Source organism: Pseudoalteromonas sp. McH1-7, from assembly GCF_013366255.1.
In the GTDB taxonomy this organism is placed as follows: domain Bacteria; phylum Pseudomonadota; class Gammaproteobacteria; order Enterobacterales; family Alteromonadaceae; genus Pseudoalteromonas; species Pseudoalteromonas peptidolytica.
Map to the genome: position 1 here is coordinate 1 of NZ_JABWPQ010000043.1, position 15,906 is coordinate 15,906.

11 protein-coding genes and 9 tRNA genes are annotated in these 15,906 nt (G+C 40.7%); 15 read left to right on the plus strand and 5 right to left on the minus strand.

Annotated features, from left to right (window positions below; translation table 11 throughout):
• Positions 1 to 353 precede the first annotated feature (353 nt).
• Positions 354 to 1,115, minus strand: coding sequence for a hypothetical protein (locus HUZ36_RS21185; RefSeq protein ID WP_125254303.1), 762 nt, complete (start codon positions 1,113 to 1,115; stop codon positions 354 to 356).
• A gap of 650 nt (positions 1,116 to 1,765) precedes the next feature.
• On the opposite strand from HUZ36_RS21185, the gene cysB reads away from it, so the two are divergent.
• The gene (gene cysB, locus HUZ36_RS21190) at positions 1,766 to 2,743 is read left to right on the plus strand and encodes an HTH-type transcriptional regulator CysB (RefSeq protein ID WP_125254302.1); all 978 of its coding nucleotides are present in this window, start codon (positions 1,766 to 1,768) and stop codon (positions 2,741 to 2,743) included.
• Between the two features lie 438 nt (positions 2,744 to 3,181).
• Here the strand turns inward: cysB and queC are convergent, their stop codons facing one another.
• Positions 3,182 to 3,838 carry a 7-cyano-7-deazaguanine synthase QueC gene (queC, locus tag HUZ36_RS21195; protein ID WP_128731056.1) on the minus strand — a complete coding sequence of 219 codons (657 nt, stop codon included), beginning with the start codon at positions 3,836 to 3,838 and terminating at the stop codon, positions 3,182 to 3,184.
• Between the two features lie 123 nt (positions 3,839 to 3,961).
• Here queC and queE point away from each other — a divergent pair, with 123 nt between their 5' ends.
• Complete coding sequence (gene queE, locus HUZ36_RS21200) at positions 3,962 to 4,627, plus strand: 7-carboxy-7-deazaguanine synthase QueE (protein ID WP_176033909.1); 666 nt, start codon at positions 3,962 to 3,964, stop codon at positions 4,625 to 4,627.
• A gap of 259 nt (positions 4,628 to 4,886) precedes the next feature.
• Here the strand turns inward: queE and HUZ36_RS21205 are convergent, their stop codons facing one another.
• From HUZ36_RS21205 to HUZ36_RS21215, 3 genes are all read right to left on the minus strand, one after another.
• Positions 4,887 to 5,786: a substrate-binding periplasmic protein gene (locus tag HUZ36_RS21205; RefSeq protein WP_176033910.1), complete on the minus strand. Its 900-nt coding sequence runs from the start codon at positions 5,784 to 5,786 to the stop codon at positions 4,887 to 4,889.
• Positions 5,787 to 5,902: 116 nt separating this feature from the next.
• Complete coding sequence (gene cysK, locus HUZ36_RS21210) at positions 5,903 to 6,871, minus strand: cysteine synthase A (RefSeq protein ID WP_176033911.1); 969 nt, start codon at positions 6,869 to 6,871, stop codon at positions 5,903 to 5,905.
• A gap of 128 nt (positions 6,872 to 6,999) precedes the next feature.
• Positions 7,000 to 9,294 carry a carbohydrate binding family 9 domain-containing protein gene (locus tag HUZ36_RS21215; RefSeq protein ID WP_176033912.1) on the minus strand — a complete coding sequence of 765 codons (2,295 nt, stop codon included), beginning with the start codon at positions 9,292 to 9,294 and terminating at the stop codon, positions 7,000 to 7,002.
• A 216-nt stretch (positions 9,295 to 9,510) separates the two neighbouring features.
• Here HUZ36_RS21215 and HUZ36_RS21220 point away from each other — a divergent pair, with 216 nt between their 5' ends.
• The 13 genes from HUZ36_RS21220 (at position 9,511) to HUZ36_RS21280 (ending at position 15,085) form a co-directional block, all read left to right on the plus strand.
• The gene (locus HUZ36_RS21220; protein WP_128731060.1) at positions 9,511 to 10,656 is read left to right on the plus strand and encodes a dicarboxylate/amino acid:cation symporter; all 1,146 of its coding nucleotides are present in this window, start codon (positions 9,511 to 9,513) and stop codon (positions 10,654 to 10,656) included.
• A gap of 221 nt (positions 10,657 to 10,877) precedes the next feature.
• Positions 10,878 to 11,528 (plus strand): UvrY/SirA/GacA family response regulator transcription factor, encoded by a 651-nt coding sequence (uvrY, locus tag HUZ36_RS21225; protein WP_125254295.1) that lies wholly within the window; start codon positions 10,878 to 10,880, stop codon positions 11,526 to 11,528.
• 13 nt (positions 11,529 to 11,541) lie between these two features.
• Positions 11,542 to 13,365 carry an excinuclease ABC subunit UvrC gene (gene uvrC, locus HUZ36_RS21230; protein ID WP_176033913.1) on the plus strand — a complete coding sequence of 608 codons (1,824 nt, stop codon included), beginning with the start codon at positions 11,542 to 11,544 and terminating at the stop codon, positions 13,363 to 13,365.
• 42 nt (positions 13,366 to 13,407) lie between these two features.
• Positions 13,408 to 13,953 carry a CDP-diacylglycerol--glycerol-3-phosphate 3-phosphatidyltransferase gene (gene pgsA / locus HUZ36_RS21235; protein ID WP_125254293.1) on the plus strand — a complete coding sequence of 182 codons (546 nt, stop codon included), beginning with the start codon at positions 13,408 to 13,410 and terminating at the stop codon, positions 13,951 to 13,953.
• Between the two features lie 210 nt (positions 13,954 to 14,163).
• Positions 14,164 to 14,239: transfer RNA gene (locus HUZ36_RS21240), tRNA-Gly, on the plus strand.
• 5 nt (positions 14,240 to 14,244) lie between these two features.
• A tRNA-Cys gene (locus tag HUZ36_RS21245) sits at positions 14,245 to 14,318 on the plus strand.
• A gap of 36 nt (positions 14,319 to 14,354) precedes the next feature.
• Positions 14,355 to 14,441 (plus strand) — tRNA-Leu (locus HUZ36_RS21250).
• 35 nt (positions 14,442 to 14,476) lie between these two features.
• Positions 14,477 to 14,552: transfer RNA gene (locus HUZ36_RS21255), tRNA-Gly, on the plus strand.
• Between the two features lie 22 nt (positions 14,553 to 14,574).
• Positions 14,575 to 14,661 (plus strand) — tRNA-Leu (locus HUZ36_RS21260).
• A 35-nt stretch (positions 14,662 to 14,696) separates the two neighbouring features.
• Positions 14,697 to 14,772, plus strand: a tRNA-Gly gene (locus HUZ36_RS21265).
• A 5-nt stretch (positions 14,773 to 14,777) separates the two neighbouring features.
• A tRNA-Cys gene (locus HUZ36_RS21270) sits at positions 14,778 to 14,851 on the plus strand.
• Between the two features lie 36 nt (positions 14,852 to 14,887).
• Positions 14,888 to 14,974: transfer RNA gene (locus HUZ36_RS21275), tRNA-Leu, on the plus strand.
• Positions 14,975 to 15,009: 35 nt separating this feature from the next.
• Positions 15,010 to 15,085 (plus strand) — tRNA-Gly (locus tag HUZ36_RS21280).
• Positions 15,086 to 15,906: the final 821 nt, after the last annotated feature.

Below are 15,906 nucleotides of genomic sequence, written 5' to 3' on the forward strand. Positions count from 1 at the left end.
TAGTCGAAAGATCTGATCTTGGAACAGGCATATAGTTCCCTGGTTTTTAAACTCTTATCCCGAGCTGGGGTTAATTAACTTGAGGTTAGGATAAGGAATGAGCTAATTCATTGTTGCTAGAGCACAGCTTAGTTTTGTTCCTTGTCTAGACCTGAGAGTTTTAGGGAAAACATCGCTTCCGCTAAGGTAGCTACATTATATAGACAAGGCGAGTTTACGCACCACTAGTTGGCTGTTAGAAGTGAATTTAACGCAGTCAGCGCTAACTGGCTGCTAGAAAGGTATTAATTATCAGAAGCTCAGGTTTATTAGTAAAAGGCTGGATTGCCAACCTTTTACTTAAAACTCTGGGATCACCACTTCTTCTTAGGCGCAAACAAAACGTCTAAATCATCTTGTTCTTGTTCTGCTTTCTTTTTCACAGCCGATGCGTTAGAGGCTCTAAGCTCGCTACTTATCTCTTCCAAATAGCTTTCAAGCTGTGCTTTTTTTTCTTTTACATATTCGTCGTTATGTGAAACTGCACATATTGTCGCGTATGCTTTTTCAAAGTATTGCCTAGCAGAACCGACCATGTTTGCAGTACGTGCTGAGAGGCCTCGTTTGATTTGACTTTCTACATTTATTCTCAGTTGAAAGCGCTCAAGCCTCCGATCTTCATTTACAAATAGCTGCGTATCAACTTTACCTTTACTGTGCTCAGAGCGAAGTAACTGACGCAGCTTTTTTATCCCTTGGACTAAAGAGATAATTTGTTTGTCGTTATCGGGTAGGGCAATAGTATCAGAGTCTGCGGTCTTTTCAGGTGTAGAGTTTAAACGCTCTTGAGACTCGTGTAATCGACTTTTTAACTCTTTTGATGTTGGCGACAACTCCACCATCGCCGCAAGTGCATCGTGCACTCGACGCTGAATAATCCGAATCATCGCTTCAGACATCGGGATATTACTGCCATTCATAATGACGTCTTCGGCTTCTTCTATTACGCGCTTTTGCTTAGCAAGCTCCTTGCGCCTCTCTGCTTCTTGTTTCTCTTTATGTTGCTGGATTGCGCTCACCCACACAGCTATGACGATAAGTGCAACAATCAACATTATTATAATCGAAACAAACATACTGAAATCTCTTTCATGCAAACAACCAGTCTAATTTTTTTATCTTACATGAATTCTTACTATTCTGAACAGGTTTACGACAATTCAACGAAAAAAAAGATAAGGAATTCATCATTTTTTAGTATAGCTGATGCTAACGCGCATGCTTAATTTTAGTAAAATATAGTTGAACACTAAACAAAGGGCGTTTGAAGACTCTGAGCGTGCCCAGAAAACGAAAAGCAAAATTGAACAGGAAAATAAAGATATTTACACCTCCTCGTCTACCTCATTATAAGCAAATATGCTAGCCTAGAGCTTAAGTGTTTAAAATGTTAACGTGTCATTTTATCCTAATAGCATTTGATTTCGTTACATTAAATGTTCATGCAATGACTTGGTATCAAAGCCCAATAAGGTAAAACAGTATATTTTCTAAACCGACGCAGAGGTGATATCCGCTTTAAAACTACTAGCCGTTTTCAGTTTGTGAATTAACACCTTACGTAGTTATGGCAAAGCAATGGTCCTTACGACTGACCGAAAAGCCAAGCACGTGCACTGTATTGTTGTGGGCGAACAACAATACTATACGCTAAACTTAGCAAACTTATATAAGTCAGCCATTGGCTGATACCCGACTTAATAGAGATCATAAGAATAAAAGCAATATGAAATTACAACAATTGAGATACATCGTCGAAGTGTTGAATCACAACCTAAATGTGTCAGCAACGGCGGAAAGCTTATATACTTCTCAACCAGGTATTTCGAAGCAAGTACGTATGCTCGAGGATGAGTTGGGTGTACAAATTTTTGGCCGCAGTGGCAAACATCTAACACATGTAACTGGGGCGGGAAATGAAATAATTAATATTGCGCGCGAAATTTTGAGTAAAGTTGAGGGAATTAAGGCGGTCGCAAACGAACATACTTTGCCGGATCAAGGAAAGTTAAATATCGCGACAACGCACACTCAGGCTCGCTATGCGTTGCCTCCGGTTATACAGGGGTTTATGCAAAAATACCCAGCGGTATCTTTACACATGCATCAAGGCACACCTCAGCAAATTTCTGATGCAGCGGCCCGGGGCGATGCTGATTTTGCGATTGCGACGGAAGCTTTGCACTTATATAGCGACTTGGTCATGTTACCCTGTTACCATTGGAATCGAAGTATTGTGGTCGCTAAAGATCACCCATTGGCACAAAAAGGTAAAGCATTGACGGTTCAAGATGTAGCGAAGTACCCGTTGATCACCTATGTTTTCGGTTTTACAGGTCGCTCTGAGCTTGATAAAGCATTTAATGCACATGGATTAGAGCCACATATCGTGTTTACTGCGACAGACGCTGATGTAATAAAAACCTATGTTCGTTTGGGGTTGGGGGTAGGTGTATTGGCCTCTATGGCATTGGATGAAAAGTCAGACAGCGATTTAGTTTGTATCGATGCCAGTCACCTCTTTGAAGCTAGTACCACAAAAATTGGCTTTAGAAAGGGAAGTTTTTTAAGGGGGTACATGTATGACTTTATTGAGCGGTTTGCTCCACATTTAACAAAGGATGTTGTTGAGCGGGCAAGTTTACTACGCAATCAGGATGATATTGATAAGCTATTTGAAGGCGTTACATTACCGGTTAAGTAATGCACCTGACCTTGCATAAAAGCTTATACTTGGCTGCAGGATCTGTAATTAGCGCAAATAAGGTATGCTCGTGCTCATTTATACCAATTGTCTTAATTAAGTGATGTATTTTGAGGCGAGAAAGCCTTGTCGATAACTTCGCTTCCGCGTCTTGCTCACGCCAAGGTATAGGTAAGGTCAAAATTTTGCTACTTAGTTGTTCTAAAAAGAAATTTTTAACGTAGTCAGCGTCAGATTTGACCCTTCAAATTGAACAAGTATTAAGACTAATCGGTATAACACTGAACACTGCTTTTCAACTTACGAGTAAAACAGGGAAGGGCAGTGTTTTTCGTATTGTTTTTGAAAATACGAAGCAAGCTTTTTTATTATAGTTGCGTGTAGCGAAGGGGGGCTCAAGTCACTTAAATACTTTGTGCTTCCCCTTCATAAAGATGGTTACTCGTACGGGAGAGGATCCGTAGCATTGTTAAGCTCAAACGCTTCAAGGCGCTCTTGACATGCTCCACACTTTCCGCAGGCTTTCTCACGTCCATTGTAACATGTCCAAGTGTCAGCGTAATCTAATCCCATCTCTAGTCCGTCTGTTAAAATATCAATCTTCGAGTTGTTAAGGTACGGGCTCACGATTTCAACAGCGTCGTAGTTTGCGATGCGGCAAACATCATCCATTTTTTTGACAAACTCAGGACGGCAGTCCGGGTAAATAGCATGATCACCAGAATGCGCACCGTAAAATACTTTACTCGCCTGTAAAGAAACCGCATATCCAACAGCAAGAGAGAGTAAAATCATATTCCTATTAGGCACAATTGTGCTCTTCATGCTTTCCTCTTCATAGTGTCCCTCGGGGACTTCTATGTCATCGGTTAAGCTCGAGCCTGCTAGCAATTGGTTTATCGCTGAAATATCAACAACCTTATGAGCGACACCAAGCTTTTTACAAACATTCGCGGCGACTTGTAGCTCTTTTACATGTCGTTGACCATAATTGAAAGATAATGCGTAGACTTCATGCCCCTCGTTGACGGCCTTGTTTAATACGGTGTAAGAATCCATTCCGCCAGAATAAATTACGACAACTTTTTCGCTCATAGGTGTTTTGCCTCGATTTTGATAGAGGTTTACTTCAGGGCGCGATATACTACACGGCCGCTGGGTAAATAACAATTTTCTAGCGGTAATTTTCGACAATTTTATCTTAAACACGGGGCCATTTTGTACAAGGTTAACGAAATATTCGAAACAATTCAGGGGGAGGCTAGCTTTACAGGTACACCTTCGATCTTTCTCCGTTTACAGGGATGTCCCGTAGGTTGCTCATGGTGCGATACAAAACAAACATGGGAAACAAACGATACATTCATCGTTTCCTTAAGCGAAACAGTTGAAAAAAAGGCAGATTCAGAGCTTTGGGCAAATGCCAGCGCCGATGATATTTTGGCTACATTCGAATCGCGAGGCTATCAAGCAAAGCATGTTGTTATCACCGGTGGTGAGCCTTGCATGTTTGATTTGAGGCCATTGTGTACCTTGCTTCATGATAAAGGGTATAGCACACAAATCGAGACCAGTGGCACTTTCGAAATTTTAGCCCCTAAAGAGACATGGGTGACAGTATCGCCAAAGATTAATATGCGTGGCGGTTATAAAGTGTTGCCAAGCGCGATGGCTCGAGCAGATGAGATTAAACATCCTGTCGCGATGCAAAAGCACATTGAAGAGTTAGAGCGATTATTTAAAGACACTAATATTGAGCCTAAGTTAGTTTATCTTCAACCTATTAGTCAAAAAGCAAAAGCGACTAAGTTGGCGATTGACAACTGTAAGGCAAAAAACTGGCGTCTGTCTGTTCAAGTTCATAAATACCTTGGTATTAACTAACTAATTACCCCGAGTGCAGGTTAACTAGCAGCAATCCATAACAGTCAGTTTGACACATATCACGTGAATATACTTCTAATTAGGCATTTATTGGTGTTGATTTGACTACAAAATGTGTAGGCTCTTTGGTATGAGCAAAGTGATTAAAAGACTTTGGCTTCAAATTTACGATGATAATCAACTGTTTTTTGATAGCACGGAAGCTGCTAGTTAGCTAAGTCTCCATACCAATGACTTTGCTTTTAATAAATTACTAATATTAATAGCATTCACTACTAACCATATCGATCATCCTTTGTGTTTCACCACTATTTTCGAATTGATAAAGGTTGCGATTTATGTCCTTAAGTAATTCACGCCAATGGGGTTTTTGCTTACTCAATGCAAAATAGAGATGGTTGTACTGAATTGGGGGAGTAACATTTTCGATATTTCGCAATAACTCTATTTTTTCTGAACGCGGTAAATCAGAATAGTTAACCGTAAATCGAAGGACTTTAGGATCTCCGATCACCAAGTTAACACGCTTTCCAACTAGCAGCTTTACAAGCTGTAAGTCGTTTACAGCTTCAACAGTAGTAAACTCACCATTGTCCATCATAGCATCAAACTCAGGGGTATTTTGATAACCTCTGACCACCCCGATGAGCTCATTCTTGACTGAATTTAAGTTACCATCAAATCTATCTTCTTCACCACGGCGTTTAAGAAACCCAATCTCACCGCCAGGAAATGCGTTAGATAATGCGAGTAACTCTCGACGAGTTTTGTCTTTGTGATTATCCGATGGCGCTGAATCTTCAATATAATACTCAGGAAAGAGAATATCGGCTTTGCCTGTTTCAACGGCTCTTACTGCTCGTGCCCAAGGTAAAAACTCAACAAAAACTTGATAGTCTAAATCTGTCAGAACGGCCACCGCAAATTGAAAAGCCCATCCTTTATTACACAGATCCGCACCGATGTATGGTGGCCAATCGAGTGTAACAAGGTGAATGAGAGGTTTTTTGGCTTTTTTATTATATAGATAGCCACCTTGATATTTCTCACCTGCAACAATTCTAAACTGTCCCTCTTTAAAGTAGGCTACATTCAAATTCTCGGCGTAGCTGCTGTTGTTTAGAAAGAAAAGAAATACAAGAATGAAGGCTCTAACCATGATCTAAACCGTAAAAGTAAAAGATAGCTAAAGTGTAGTGAAGGGAATTAAAAGGAACAACTTAAAAAATAAAAGGGCACCTAGGCCCCTTTATTTTGATATATACCGCTGTTTACCTATTGCACTAGTTCTTGCTCAGAGAATGTATCTGCAAATAGAGGACTGGTAAGGTAGCGCTCTGCGGCACTTGGTAATATAACAACAATATTCTTATCTGCATTTTCAGGTAATTCAGCAATGCGCTTGGCGGCAACAAGTGCAGCGCCAGAAGAAATACCAACAAGGATCCCTTCATCTCTCATTAGCTGATGAGCCATGGCAATAGCGTCTTCGTTAGAAACCAACTCGACTCCGTCGATAAGCTCAAGGTCAAGGTTGCCAGGTATGAAACCTGCGCCAATACCTTGGATTTTATGAGGACCGGGTTTAACTTCTTCGCCTGCCAATGTCTGTGTTATCACAGGTGAGTCAGAAGGCTCGACTGCAATTGATTTAACATGTAAGCCCTTTTCATTTTTAAGGTAGCGAGAAACCCCCGTGATTGTACCACCAGTACCAACGCCTGCGACGAAGTAGTCAATATTGCCCTCTAGCGCTTCAAAAATCTCTGGACCTGTCGTCTCAAAGTGGATTTTAGGGTTTGCTGGGTTTTCAAATTGTTGAAGCAGAATGTACTTATCAGGGTCACTTGCTTGGATTTCATTTGCTTTTTCGATAGCACCTTTCATGCCTTTTGCACCCTCAGTGAGTACTAAGTTTGCGCCAAGTGCTTTTAACAGTTTACGACGTTCAAGGCTCATTGTATTTGGCATCGTTAATGTTAACTTATAGCCTCGTGAAGCAGCAACAAAAGCCAATGCAATACCTGTGTTGCCTGAAGTAGGCTCAATTAGCTCTTTACCTTCCGTTAATAGTCCAGATTTTTCAGCTTCCCAGATCATAGAAGCACCAATACGACACTTTACGCTGAAGCTTGGGTTTCGCGCTTCAACTTTTGCGTAAACGTTACCACCAGAAACGCGGTTAATTTTTACTAAAGGCGTATTACCGATAGTGAGACTGTTATCTGAGTATACTTTAGTCATTTGTGTTCCCTAATCTAGGTTTGCTTGTATTCCATCACTTTACTGCGCATTTCACAAAATAAAAGGAAAGATTGGCTATAAGATATATCAATTTTGCTTATAGCCAATTGTTATTTAAGAGTGCTTTTTTACATCAACCAGGCATAACTAAACTTCATGAAAATACGCTTATCGTCTTTAATGATTTTAGATAAATCATCATCTTGGAACCCATGATCAGAATAACCTGCAAAGAATACCGTTTGAGGATTTAACTTGTACGAGTACAGTAGCTGCGTACTTAGACTCTTATAGGTTGCGTCAACTTCATTGATATAATTATTGGGGTTTCTCGATATGTTAGTGTTGACGATGGCCAACCGTAAGTAGCTATTTCTATTAAATTGATAAGTTAATCTGACATCGGTTAAGTTGGCTGAATATACATCAGCACCTTCAGCATTCATTTTCTCATAGGTATGTCGAAACCTAAGTTCGAAGTGCTTGCCAATATTGAGGTTAATAACGGGTCGAACAAAAGTTAGATCGCCAAGTCTGTTATTCGCTAAATCAACGCGATTACTTTTACTTAGCTTTAACCCTGCAAAGATACCAGCCATTGGCTTTAGCTCCAAATAAGTCCATTGCGAGTTTTCGGTGAATAAGCTGGTGTTACCATCAATCGCTATGCGGGTTTCGTCATGTCTTAATCCAGTACGCTTTCTATGTTCCACACCGAAATCAATAAAGCTTTGGAGTGGTCCATTAATTGAAAAATTAGTTTGCACTTCCTTTTCTAGTAGTTCACCGTTCTCATTATGAGAAATATCCCAATCACCATACCATTTTGCTCGATTCCACCAGTTTTGCTCAGTGCCATACCAGCGATACTCTCCTCCAAATACAAACTTATTGAAATCTACTTGAGTGATAAACCCCATGTCTGTTCTTACGGCAGCATCGCGTGACTGATAACTTGAGAATGCTTTCCAGTGTTTTTGGTTATGTTCATAATTTAGGTAGTAGCCTACACCACGCGCATCATCATCTGTTACGCGTAGTACGCTTTCTGTTAAATCACAGTTAGCAAGAGTGCTGTCACATAGGTAATCTACAAATTGTTGGTCATATTGGGTATCAGAACCAAACAGTTGTAACTCAAATAAGTCACTTTTCGTTGGTTTATATTTTGCGTCAAAACTTGCCACTTGGTTCTTGTATGTTTCACTCTGCCTCGTTGTTGATGTAAGCCCAAATGAAAAAGCTTTATTTACGTCACGACGATATCTAAGTGCCATGTTTTCGCTTTTGCGTTCCAATGAGACCACACGAGAGCCCAGATTTCCGGGAATGACAACATTGAGTCGCTCGTCATTCGTGATAAAGCCAGCAAAAGTGTGACCGCTTTTGTTGCCAGTTAACTTTACTCCGTAGTCAGGTGCTGAAATATTACGTGTATGGATCAGGTTTAGGTGTGATGAGAAATAGTCTGAGTTATCCAAAAAGAAAGCGCGTTTTTCGGGAAAAAATAAGCTAAAACTATTGTTAACACTTAATTGACCAGTGTCAGCTTCAACTTGGGAAAAGTCAGGGTTTAGCGTTGCATTGAGAGTAGTGTCGGGGGTGATTGCCCACTTTATGTCTAGGCCAGGCTCAATATTGTGCTCTTTTTGCCATGGTTTTGCTTTGCCTTGTTCAATATCGCGAGTTTCTTGGCTATTACCGACTAAAGTGGGAATGATCGCGATATCACTGCTTTGCTTCGCTTTGGCTAGCCCTTGATATTTAGGCATTTGGCAAATCCAACAGGGATTTGCATGTTGCAGTGTCATGCTAGAGATCCGTAGTCGTTCATTTCTAGGAAAAAATCGTAGAAACTCCATCGCCATGGTTTTGTTGCCAGTTGAATTACTAAAATTAAGTACACGCAGTGGTATCTCAATTTCTACTATAAAACCATCTTCGTTTATTGTACCAGCACTATCCCATATACCATTCCAAGAGCCGTTCTCACTCTTTGTCAGCTCATTTTCAATTGAATCTTGCTGTACTCCAAAAGGGTTGATAAAAAACTGATAAGCGCTTTGTGCGTTATTGAAGGAGTCTATTTTGATCCCGACTAAGTCGTCTTCCCACGCCCTGTCTCTATCCCTGTAAAATGCCCTGATCAAGTTTGGGTTTGGATCTTTTGCATCAAAAGCAACGAATAGTGATTGACCGTTTTCATAGATATAGGCTCTTGTCTTTACTGGACTCTTTTCATTTTCATACGGCCAAGTGACGTTGTTGATATCAATTTTTAGCGCTTGATGCCAGACATTATCATCAATGAGCCCATCAATTTTGGCAGCCTGTTGAATAAATGGGATTTGATTGGTGTTCAAGGCGGATACTGGCATAGACAACAAAAGTGCAGCGAATGAGCAGGTTACAGCTTTTAACATAAGGACAAAAGTAGATTACAGAGACTGAATACTGCTTATTAGATGATATGCAATAAAGAGAAACAATTTGTTTTCGTTGGGTTGCAATTATTTACGTTAGATAGCTACTCAGTATACATAAAATGTACAAATTAGTTTATCTCTATCGAATTAATAGCAAAATGGGTCAAAAACATGTTAAAACAGCGTCTTTAAAAATATGCTAGGAAGTAATCTATGTCTCTCGTATTAAAGCTAGTGGCGGGTATCGTTGCTGGTATGTTGGCAGGGCTTTACATGCCAACAGTGTTGGTCGAGCTGTTATACACTTTTAAAGTCATCATAGGGCAACTCATTAATTTTACAATTCCTCTGATAATCCTGTTTTTTATCGCCTCTGGTATAGCAGGCTTACCAAAGGGATCGGGTCATCTTCTGGGTAAAACAGTAGGTTTTGCATATAGCTCTACTGTTATTGCCGGAACTTTGGCATTTTTACTCGTTAATGCCTTTATCCCATTTTTTGAAGGTGGAGTTGCTTATCAAGTTGTCGAGGAGTCTCATCTTACGAGCTTCATCAATATAGAAATCCCACCGCTGATGGGGGTAATGACTGCTCTGGCTAGCGCTTTTATTTTTGGTATCGCGATGAGCCAGTGTGGCTTGAGTAATTTAAAGCAGGTCACTGACGAAGCAAGGGATGTTATTGACATGTTGCTTGCCAAAGTGATTATCCCTGTTTTGCCATTCTATATTGCTGGGGTGTTTGCTGAAATGGCGGTAGCAGGAACTGTTTTCGATACCTTAAGCACTTTCGGTATTGTGCTGTTAGCAGCAATCGTGATGCACTGGTTATGGCTTAGCGTGCTGTTTTTGGCAAGTGGTGTCTTGCTGGGTAAAAACCCCATAGAGCTAATAAAAAATATGCTGCCTGCGTATTTTACAGCGATAGGAACCATGTCGAGTGCTGCGACAATTCCTGTATCACTGCGTGCGAGTAAAGCAAATAACGTGAATGATGAAGTAGCAAATTTTACTGTACCATTGTGTGCGACTATCCACCTGTCAGGCTCTACAATTACGATAGTGACCTGTGCCATGGCTGTGATGCTGCTATCACCTGAGATGGTTGTGCCGTCAATTACTGAAATTTTGCCGTTTATTTTTATGTTAGGGATCGTCATGATAGCTGCTCCTGGGGCACCGGGCGGCGCTGTTATGTCTGCTTTAGGACTATTAACATCGATGCTTGGATTCGATGAAGGGGCTGTCGCATTAATGATTGCTTTGTATTTAGCTCAAGACAGCTTCGGTACTGCATGTAATGTGACTGGTGACGGCGTTATTGCGCTTTGGGTCGACAAATTTTCCAAAAAAGATTAATCAAAAACACCGCTATCGCTATTAAAATCGATAGCGGTGTTTAAATTATATGCAAACATTTCTTCAGCTCTTAACAATTTAGTTATTTCATATCAAAATTGTATTTTTCTCTTGTTTCTATCGTTATGCTTTTAAAAAATATGTGGTAACCTCATGCTTCAGGAAGTGAAGTAATAGGTTGCTTTGCTCCGTTTATTAAAATATATGTAGAGGGTGTGCCATTGATTAATGTGCTTTTAGTTGATGATCATGAACTTGTCAGGACTGGCATAAAACGCATTTTAGATGATGTGCGTGGTTTTAAAGTTGTCGGAGAGGCTAAAACAGGTGAAGAAGCTGTAACTTTTTGCCGCCAAAGCGAGCCTGATATAGTACTTATGGACATGAACATGCCCGGTATTGGTGGATTGGAAGCGACTAAAAAGATTTGCCGTTATTGTCCAGATGTCAAAGTGATTGTGCTGACTGTACATTGTGAGGATCCATTTCCAAGTAAAGTGATGCAAATAGGTGCGCACGGCTACCTGACCAAAGGAGCTGGGCCAGATGAAATGATTAACGCCATTCGTGCTGTTAATGCAGGACAGCGTTATATCGCACCTGAAATCGCGCAACAAATAGCACTTGCTCAATTTAGTGGTCGAAATGATGAAAATCCGTTCCAATCATTATCTGAAAGAGAATTACAGATAATGCTTATGATCACAAAAGGTGAAAAAGCGCAAAATATAGCAGACCGTTTAAACCTAAGTTCTAAAACAGTAAATAGTTATAGATATAGAATGTTTGAAAAACTCAATGTTAACGGTGATGTAGAGTTAACCCACCTAGCGATCCGCCATAAAATGATAGATATTGACAGCAATCACTAAGTTCATTTTTTAAATGACAGTATTTGACTCTCAATCTTTTCTAAAGACATTAACGACAGAGCCTGGCGTATACCGCATGTATGATGTGGATGGTCAGGTTATTTATGTTGGCAAAGCAAAAAACCTAAAAAAGCGTGTTTCAAGTTATTTTCGGGCGAATATCACCGACAGTAAAACGAGGGTATTGGTCGGAAATATAGCGAGTATCGAAGTTACCCTGACAAACACAGAAACAGAGGCGCTATTACTAGAAAACAACCTAATCAAAAAATATCAGCCTCGATATAATATCTTACTAAGAGACGATAAAAGCTATCCTTATATCTTTTTGAGTGCTCACCAGCATCCAAGGTTGGCCTTCCACCGGGGGAGTAGAAAGTTAAAAGGTGAGTACTTCGGGCCATTCCCCAGCAGCTCTGCGGTATCTGAAAGTCTTCGGCTAATGCAAAAAATTTTCCCAGTAAGACAATGTGAAGATGCTTATTATCGCGCTCGGAGTAGGCCTTGTCTGCAGTACCAACTAAAAAGGTGTTCTGGTCCATGTGTCGGCAAAGTCAAGGATAGTGAATATCAAGAGCAAGTATCCATGGTACGCCAATTTTTAACTGGTCGCTCGCAAGATGTGATAGCTGCACTTGTAGAGAAAATGGAGCAAGCAAGTATTTCACTTGACTTTGAAATGGCTGCTAAATATCGAGACCAAATCGTATTGCTTCGGCAAATGCAAGAGCAGCAGTCTATTGCTGGCAATTTTGCAGAGCTGGATGTTATTGGTTTTGAGCAAAAAAATGGCTTAGTTGCAATTCATGTACTTATGATCCGAGAACACAAAGTGCTAGGCACTAAAACGCATTTTCCCAAGGTGCCTAAAGATTCAGGTGCAAATGAGGTTCTCACTGCATTTTTAGGACAATACTATATTTCATCTGGCAATCAATCGCGAATTGCAAAAGAAATTGTTTTGCCGTTTAAGGTTGATGATTACGTTGCACTAGAAGCTGCTTTAGGTCAGGTATCGGAACGCAAAGTAAGCTTTAAGTTTAATGTGCGTGGTGAGCGCGCCCAGTATCTTGCATTGGCAAATAAAAATGCTCAAAACAGCATTGAAGTAAAACAAAGTGCACAGGATTCGATCACAAAGCGCTATGCAAAACTAAAAGAGGCAATAGGGCTATCTGACATTCAAAGAATGGAGTGTTTTGATATCAGTCATACCATGGGAGAAAATACCGTAGCATCTTGCGTAGTGTTTGACGGTCAAGGGCCAAACAATAAAGAATATCGCCGTTATAATGTCACAGGGATTACGCCAGGTGATGATTATGCAGCTATGGATTTTGCGTTAAAAAAACGCTACGGCAAAATGGCTGATGAGAGCAAAGTCCCTGATATTATCTTTATTGATGGTGGTAAGGGGCAATTAGGTAGGGCTGAATCATTTTTTGCAAGTTGGCAACTTGATAAAATGCCTATTTTAATCGGTGTTGCAAAAGGCACGAGTAGAAAACCCGGTTTGGAGACGCTACTGATTGATGGTGGCCGTAAAACTATCAATGTAGCCAGTGACTCTCCGGCATTACACTTGATACAACATATCCGCGACGAGTCTCATAGGTTTGCAATTGCAGGACACCGTAACAAAAGACAAAAGCAAAGAACACAGTCAATGCTGGAAGAGATAGAAGGAATTGGTCAAAAACGACGTCAAGCACTACTTAAATTTTTAGGAGGCATGCAGGGAGTTAAATCTGCAAATATACATCAATTAAAGCAAGTTCCTGGGATCAGCCCTGACATGGCTGAAAAGATATTTAATCATTTGCATGACAAAGCTTAAGCAATCATGCGAACATAGAAAAAAAGACAATACCAAGTAGTTATGTGGAATATTCCAAATACGCTCACAGCATTTCGGTTGCTGCTCATTCCTGTATTCGCAGTCGTTTTTTATTTACCATATTCATGGGCATTTTTTGCCGCCGCGTTTATTTTTTGGTTAGCTTCAGTTACTGATATCCTTGATGGATATCTGGCGAGAAAGCTTGAACAGTCAACACCGTTTGGTGCTTTTCTTGATCCAGTTGCTGATAAAGTGATGGTCAGTGTTGCACTTGTTATTCTTGCCACACACTATAATGATTACTTTATTACAATATCAACGCTGGTGATAATTAGTAGAGAAATCGTTATATCTGCATTGCGAGAGTGGATGGCGGAACAAGGCAAGAGGGGAAGTGTTGCAGTGTCCTGGTTAGGTAAATTCAAGACAGCTGCGCAGATGCTCGCAATCATCGGGCTAATTTGGCAATTCTCTGATTGGATGACAATGCTAAGTTATGCGCTTTTAGCTATTGCTACCATACTAACTTTAGTTTCTATGGTGCAGTATCTATATGCTGCGAAAGGAGAATTGACTAATTCTTGACTGTTATAGTCTATTAACTCATCGGTTTAGATAAAAATTGAGCAAACGATTAAAAACATTCATTTTTTATGTTGACGCGTACAAGAACTTCTGTAGAATGCGTCCGTGTTGAGAGGGCAGTGTGTCATCGAAATGAAATTTTGATAACACTTCCTAATGATAAAAGTTTAAAGCTAGATAAATAATTTAAATAGTTTTAAATGTTGGAATGCGAGTATAGCTCAGCTGGTAGAGCGCGACCTTGCCAAGGTCGAGGTCACGAGTTCGAACCTCGTTACTCGCTCCAAACTTGGCGGAATGGCAGAGTGGCCATGCAGCGGATTGCAAATCCGTCTACCTCGGTTCGACTCCGGGTTCCGCCTCCATTTTCTCAACACTCCACATGCGAAAGCAAGCCCGATGCCCGGGTGGTGGAATTGGTAGACACAAGGGATTTAAAATCCCTCGCTGGTAACAGCGTGCCGGTTCAAGTCCGGCCCCGGGCACCATTTATAGTAAAGCTACTATAAATGATTTATGGAACGCGAGTATAGCTCAGCTGGTAGAGCGCGACCTTGCCAAGGTCGAGGTCACGAGTTCGAACCTCGTTACTCGCTCCAAATTTGTTTTCGAATGCCCGATGCCCGGGTGGTGGAATTGGTAGACACAAGGGATTTAAAATCCCTCGCTGGTAACAGCGTGCCGGTTCAAGTCCGGCCCCGGGCACCATTTATAGTAAAATTACTATAAATAATTTATGGAATGCGAGTATAGCTCAGCTGGTAGAGCGCGACCTTGCCAAGGTCGAGGTCACGAGTTCGAACCTCGTTACTCGCTCCAAATTTGGCGGAATGGCAGAGTGGCCATGCAGCGGATTGCAAATCCGTCTACCTCGGTTCGACTCCGGGTTCCGCCTCCATTTTCTCAACACTCCACATGCGAAAGCAAGCCCGATGCCCGGGTGGTGGAATTGGTAGACACAAGGGATTTAAAATCCCTCGCTGGTAACAGCGTGCCGGTTCAAGTCCGGCCCCGGGCACCATTTATAGTAAAAATACTATAAATGATTCATGGAACGCGAGTATAGCTCAGCTGGTAGAGCGCGACCTTGCCAAGGTCGAGGTCACGAGTTCGAACCTCGTTACTCGCTCCAAATCTAATCACATCGTTTACTTTTTACCTGATTTCCTTACTTTAGTGCTAATTCATACCAAATAATCATCCCTGGTTTATCTTTAAAGGGATTAATCTTGATGGTGGTTTGAGGTAATACTAACCCGTTTAATTATTGCTCAATATAAGACACTTCTAACGTAGTTAGCATCAAATTGACCAATTATAAATGCCGATTCTTTGACTGTGTTGCGTCTCCTAGACTTATATTAGCTTTTTACATCTTGAGACCTGCCAAAAAATGTGGTTTGGCCGTTTTGGCTAATTTACCCATTAGCGCTTTTTAACTTGTTTCAGATCCACCGGTTTCTTCATTCACCCCGTCTTTAAAACTTGTCTATCGCTAATGAATGAGTACTAGAGCAGTTTCAACTGGGAAATATATTTTTAAGGACAGCAAATAAAGTTGCTGTCATTAAGAAAGTGCTTTGAAATTCACTAGCCAAGTAGATGAAGCATTGTCTTATAAGGTGCTCAAGTTAACTCTAAAGCCAACGCTTAAACAATTAAGTAGCTCAGGACTTATTTAAGAAGGGCTTTTGCATTGATAACTCACTATTTGCAAGCGGATAAAGTGAAAAATGCTTATAAGCAATAATAATGACTTCCTTTTAGCCCTTTTTTGTATATTAAAGTGTCAAAAATAGACGTTTCGCTTTATTTTTGCTCGAACAAACGTTTTTTCGCAATTTTTTTTAAAAAAAGGGTTGCACTTAAATCGGAACTCCCTATAATGCGCATCCACCGACACGGAGAGCAGCGCTGAAAAGCAACGAGTCAACGAGTCGGGAGTCAAATAAA

Coding starts and splice junctions, on each gene's coding strand:
- HUZ36_RS21185 (WP_125254303.1), bottom strand. CDS start 1,115: ATGTTTGTTTCGATTATAATAATGTTGATTGTTGCACTTATCGTCATA.
- cysB (WP_125254302.1), top strand. CDS start 1,766: ATGAAATTACAACAATTGAGATACATCGTCGAAGTGTTGAATCACAAC.
- queC (WP_128731056.1), bottom strand. CDS start 3,838: ATGAGCGAAAAAGTTGTCGTAATTTATTCTGGCGGAATGGATTCTTAC.
- HUZ36_RS21205 (WP_176033910.1), bottom strand. CDS start 5,786: ATGGTTAGAGCCTTCATTCTTGTATTTCTTTTCTTTCTAAACAACAGC.
- cysK (WP_176033911.1), bottom strand. CDS start 6,871: ATGACTAAAGTATACTCAGATAACAGTCTCACTATCGGTAATACGCCT.
- HUZ36_RS21215 (WP_176033912.1), bottom strand. CDS start 9,294: ATGTTAAAAGCTGTAACCTGCTCATTCGCTGCACTTTTGTTGTCTATG.
- HUZ36_RS21220 (WP_128731060.1), top strand. CDS start 9,511: ATGTCTCTCGTATTAAAGCTAGTGGCGGGTATCGTTGCTGGTATGTTG.
- uvrC (WP_176033913.1), top strand. CDS start 11,542: ATGACAGTATTTGACTCTCAATCTTTTCTAAAGACATTAACGACAGAG.
- pgsA (WP_125254293.1), top strand. CDS start 13,408: ATGTGGAATATTCCAAATACGCTCACAGCATTTCGGTTGCTGCTCATT.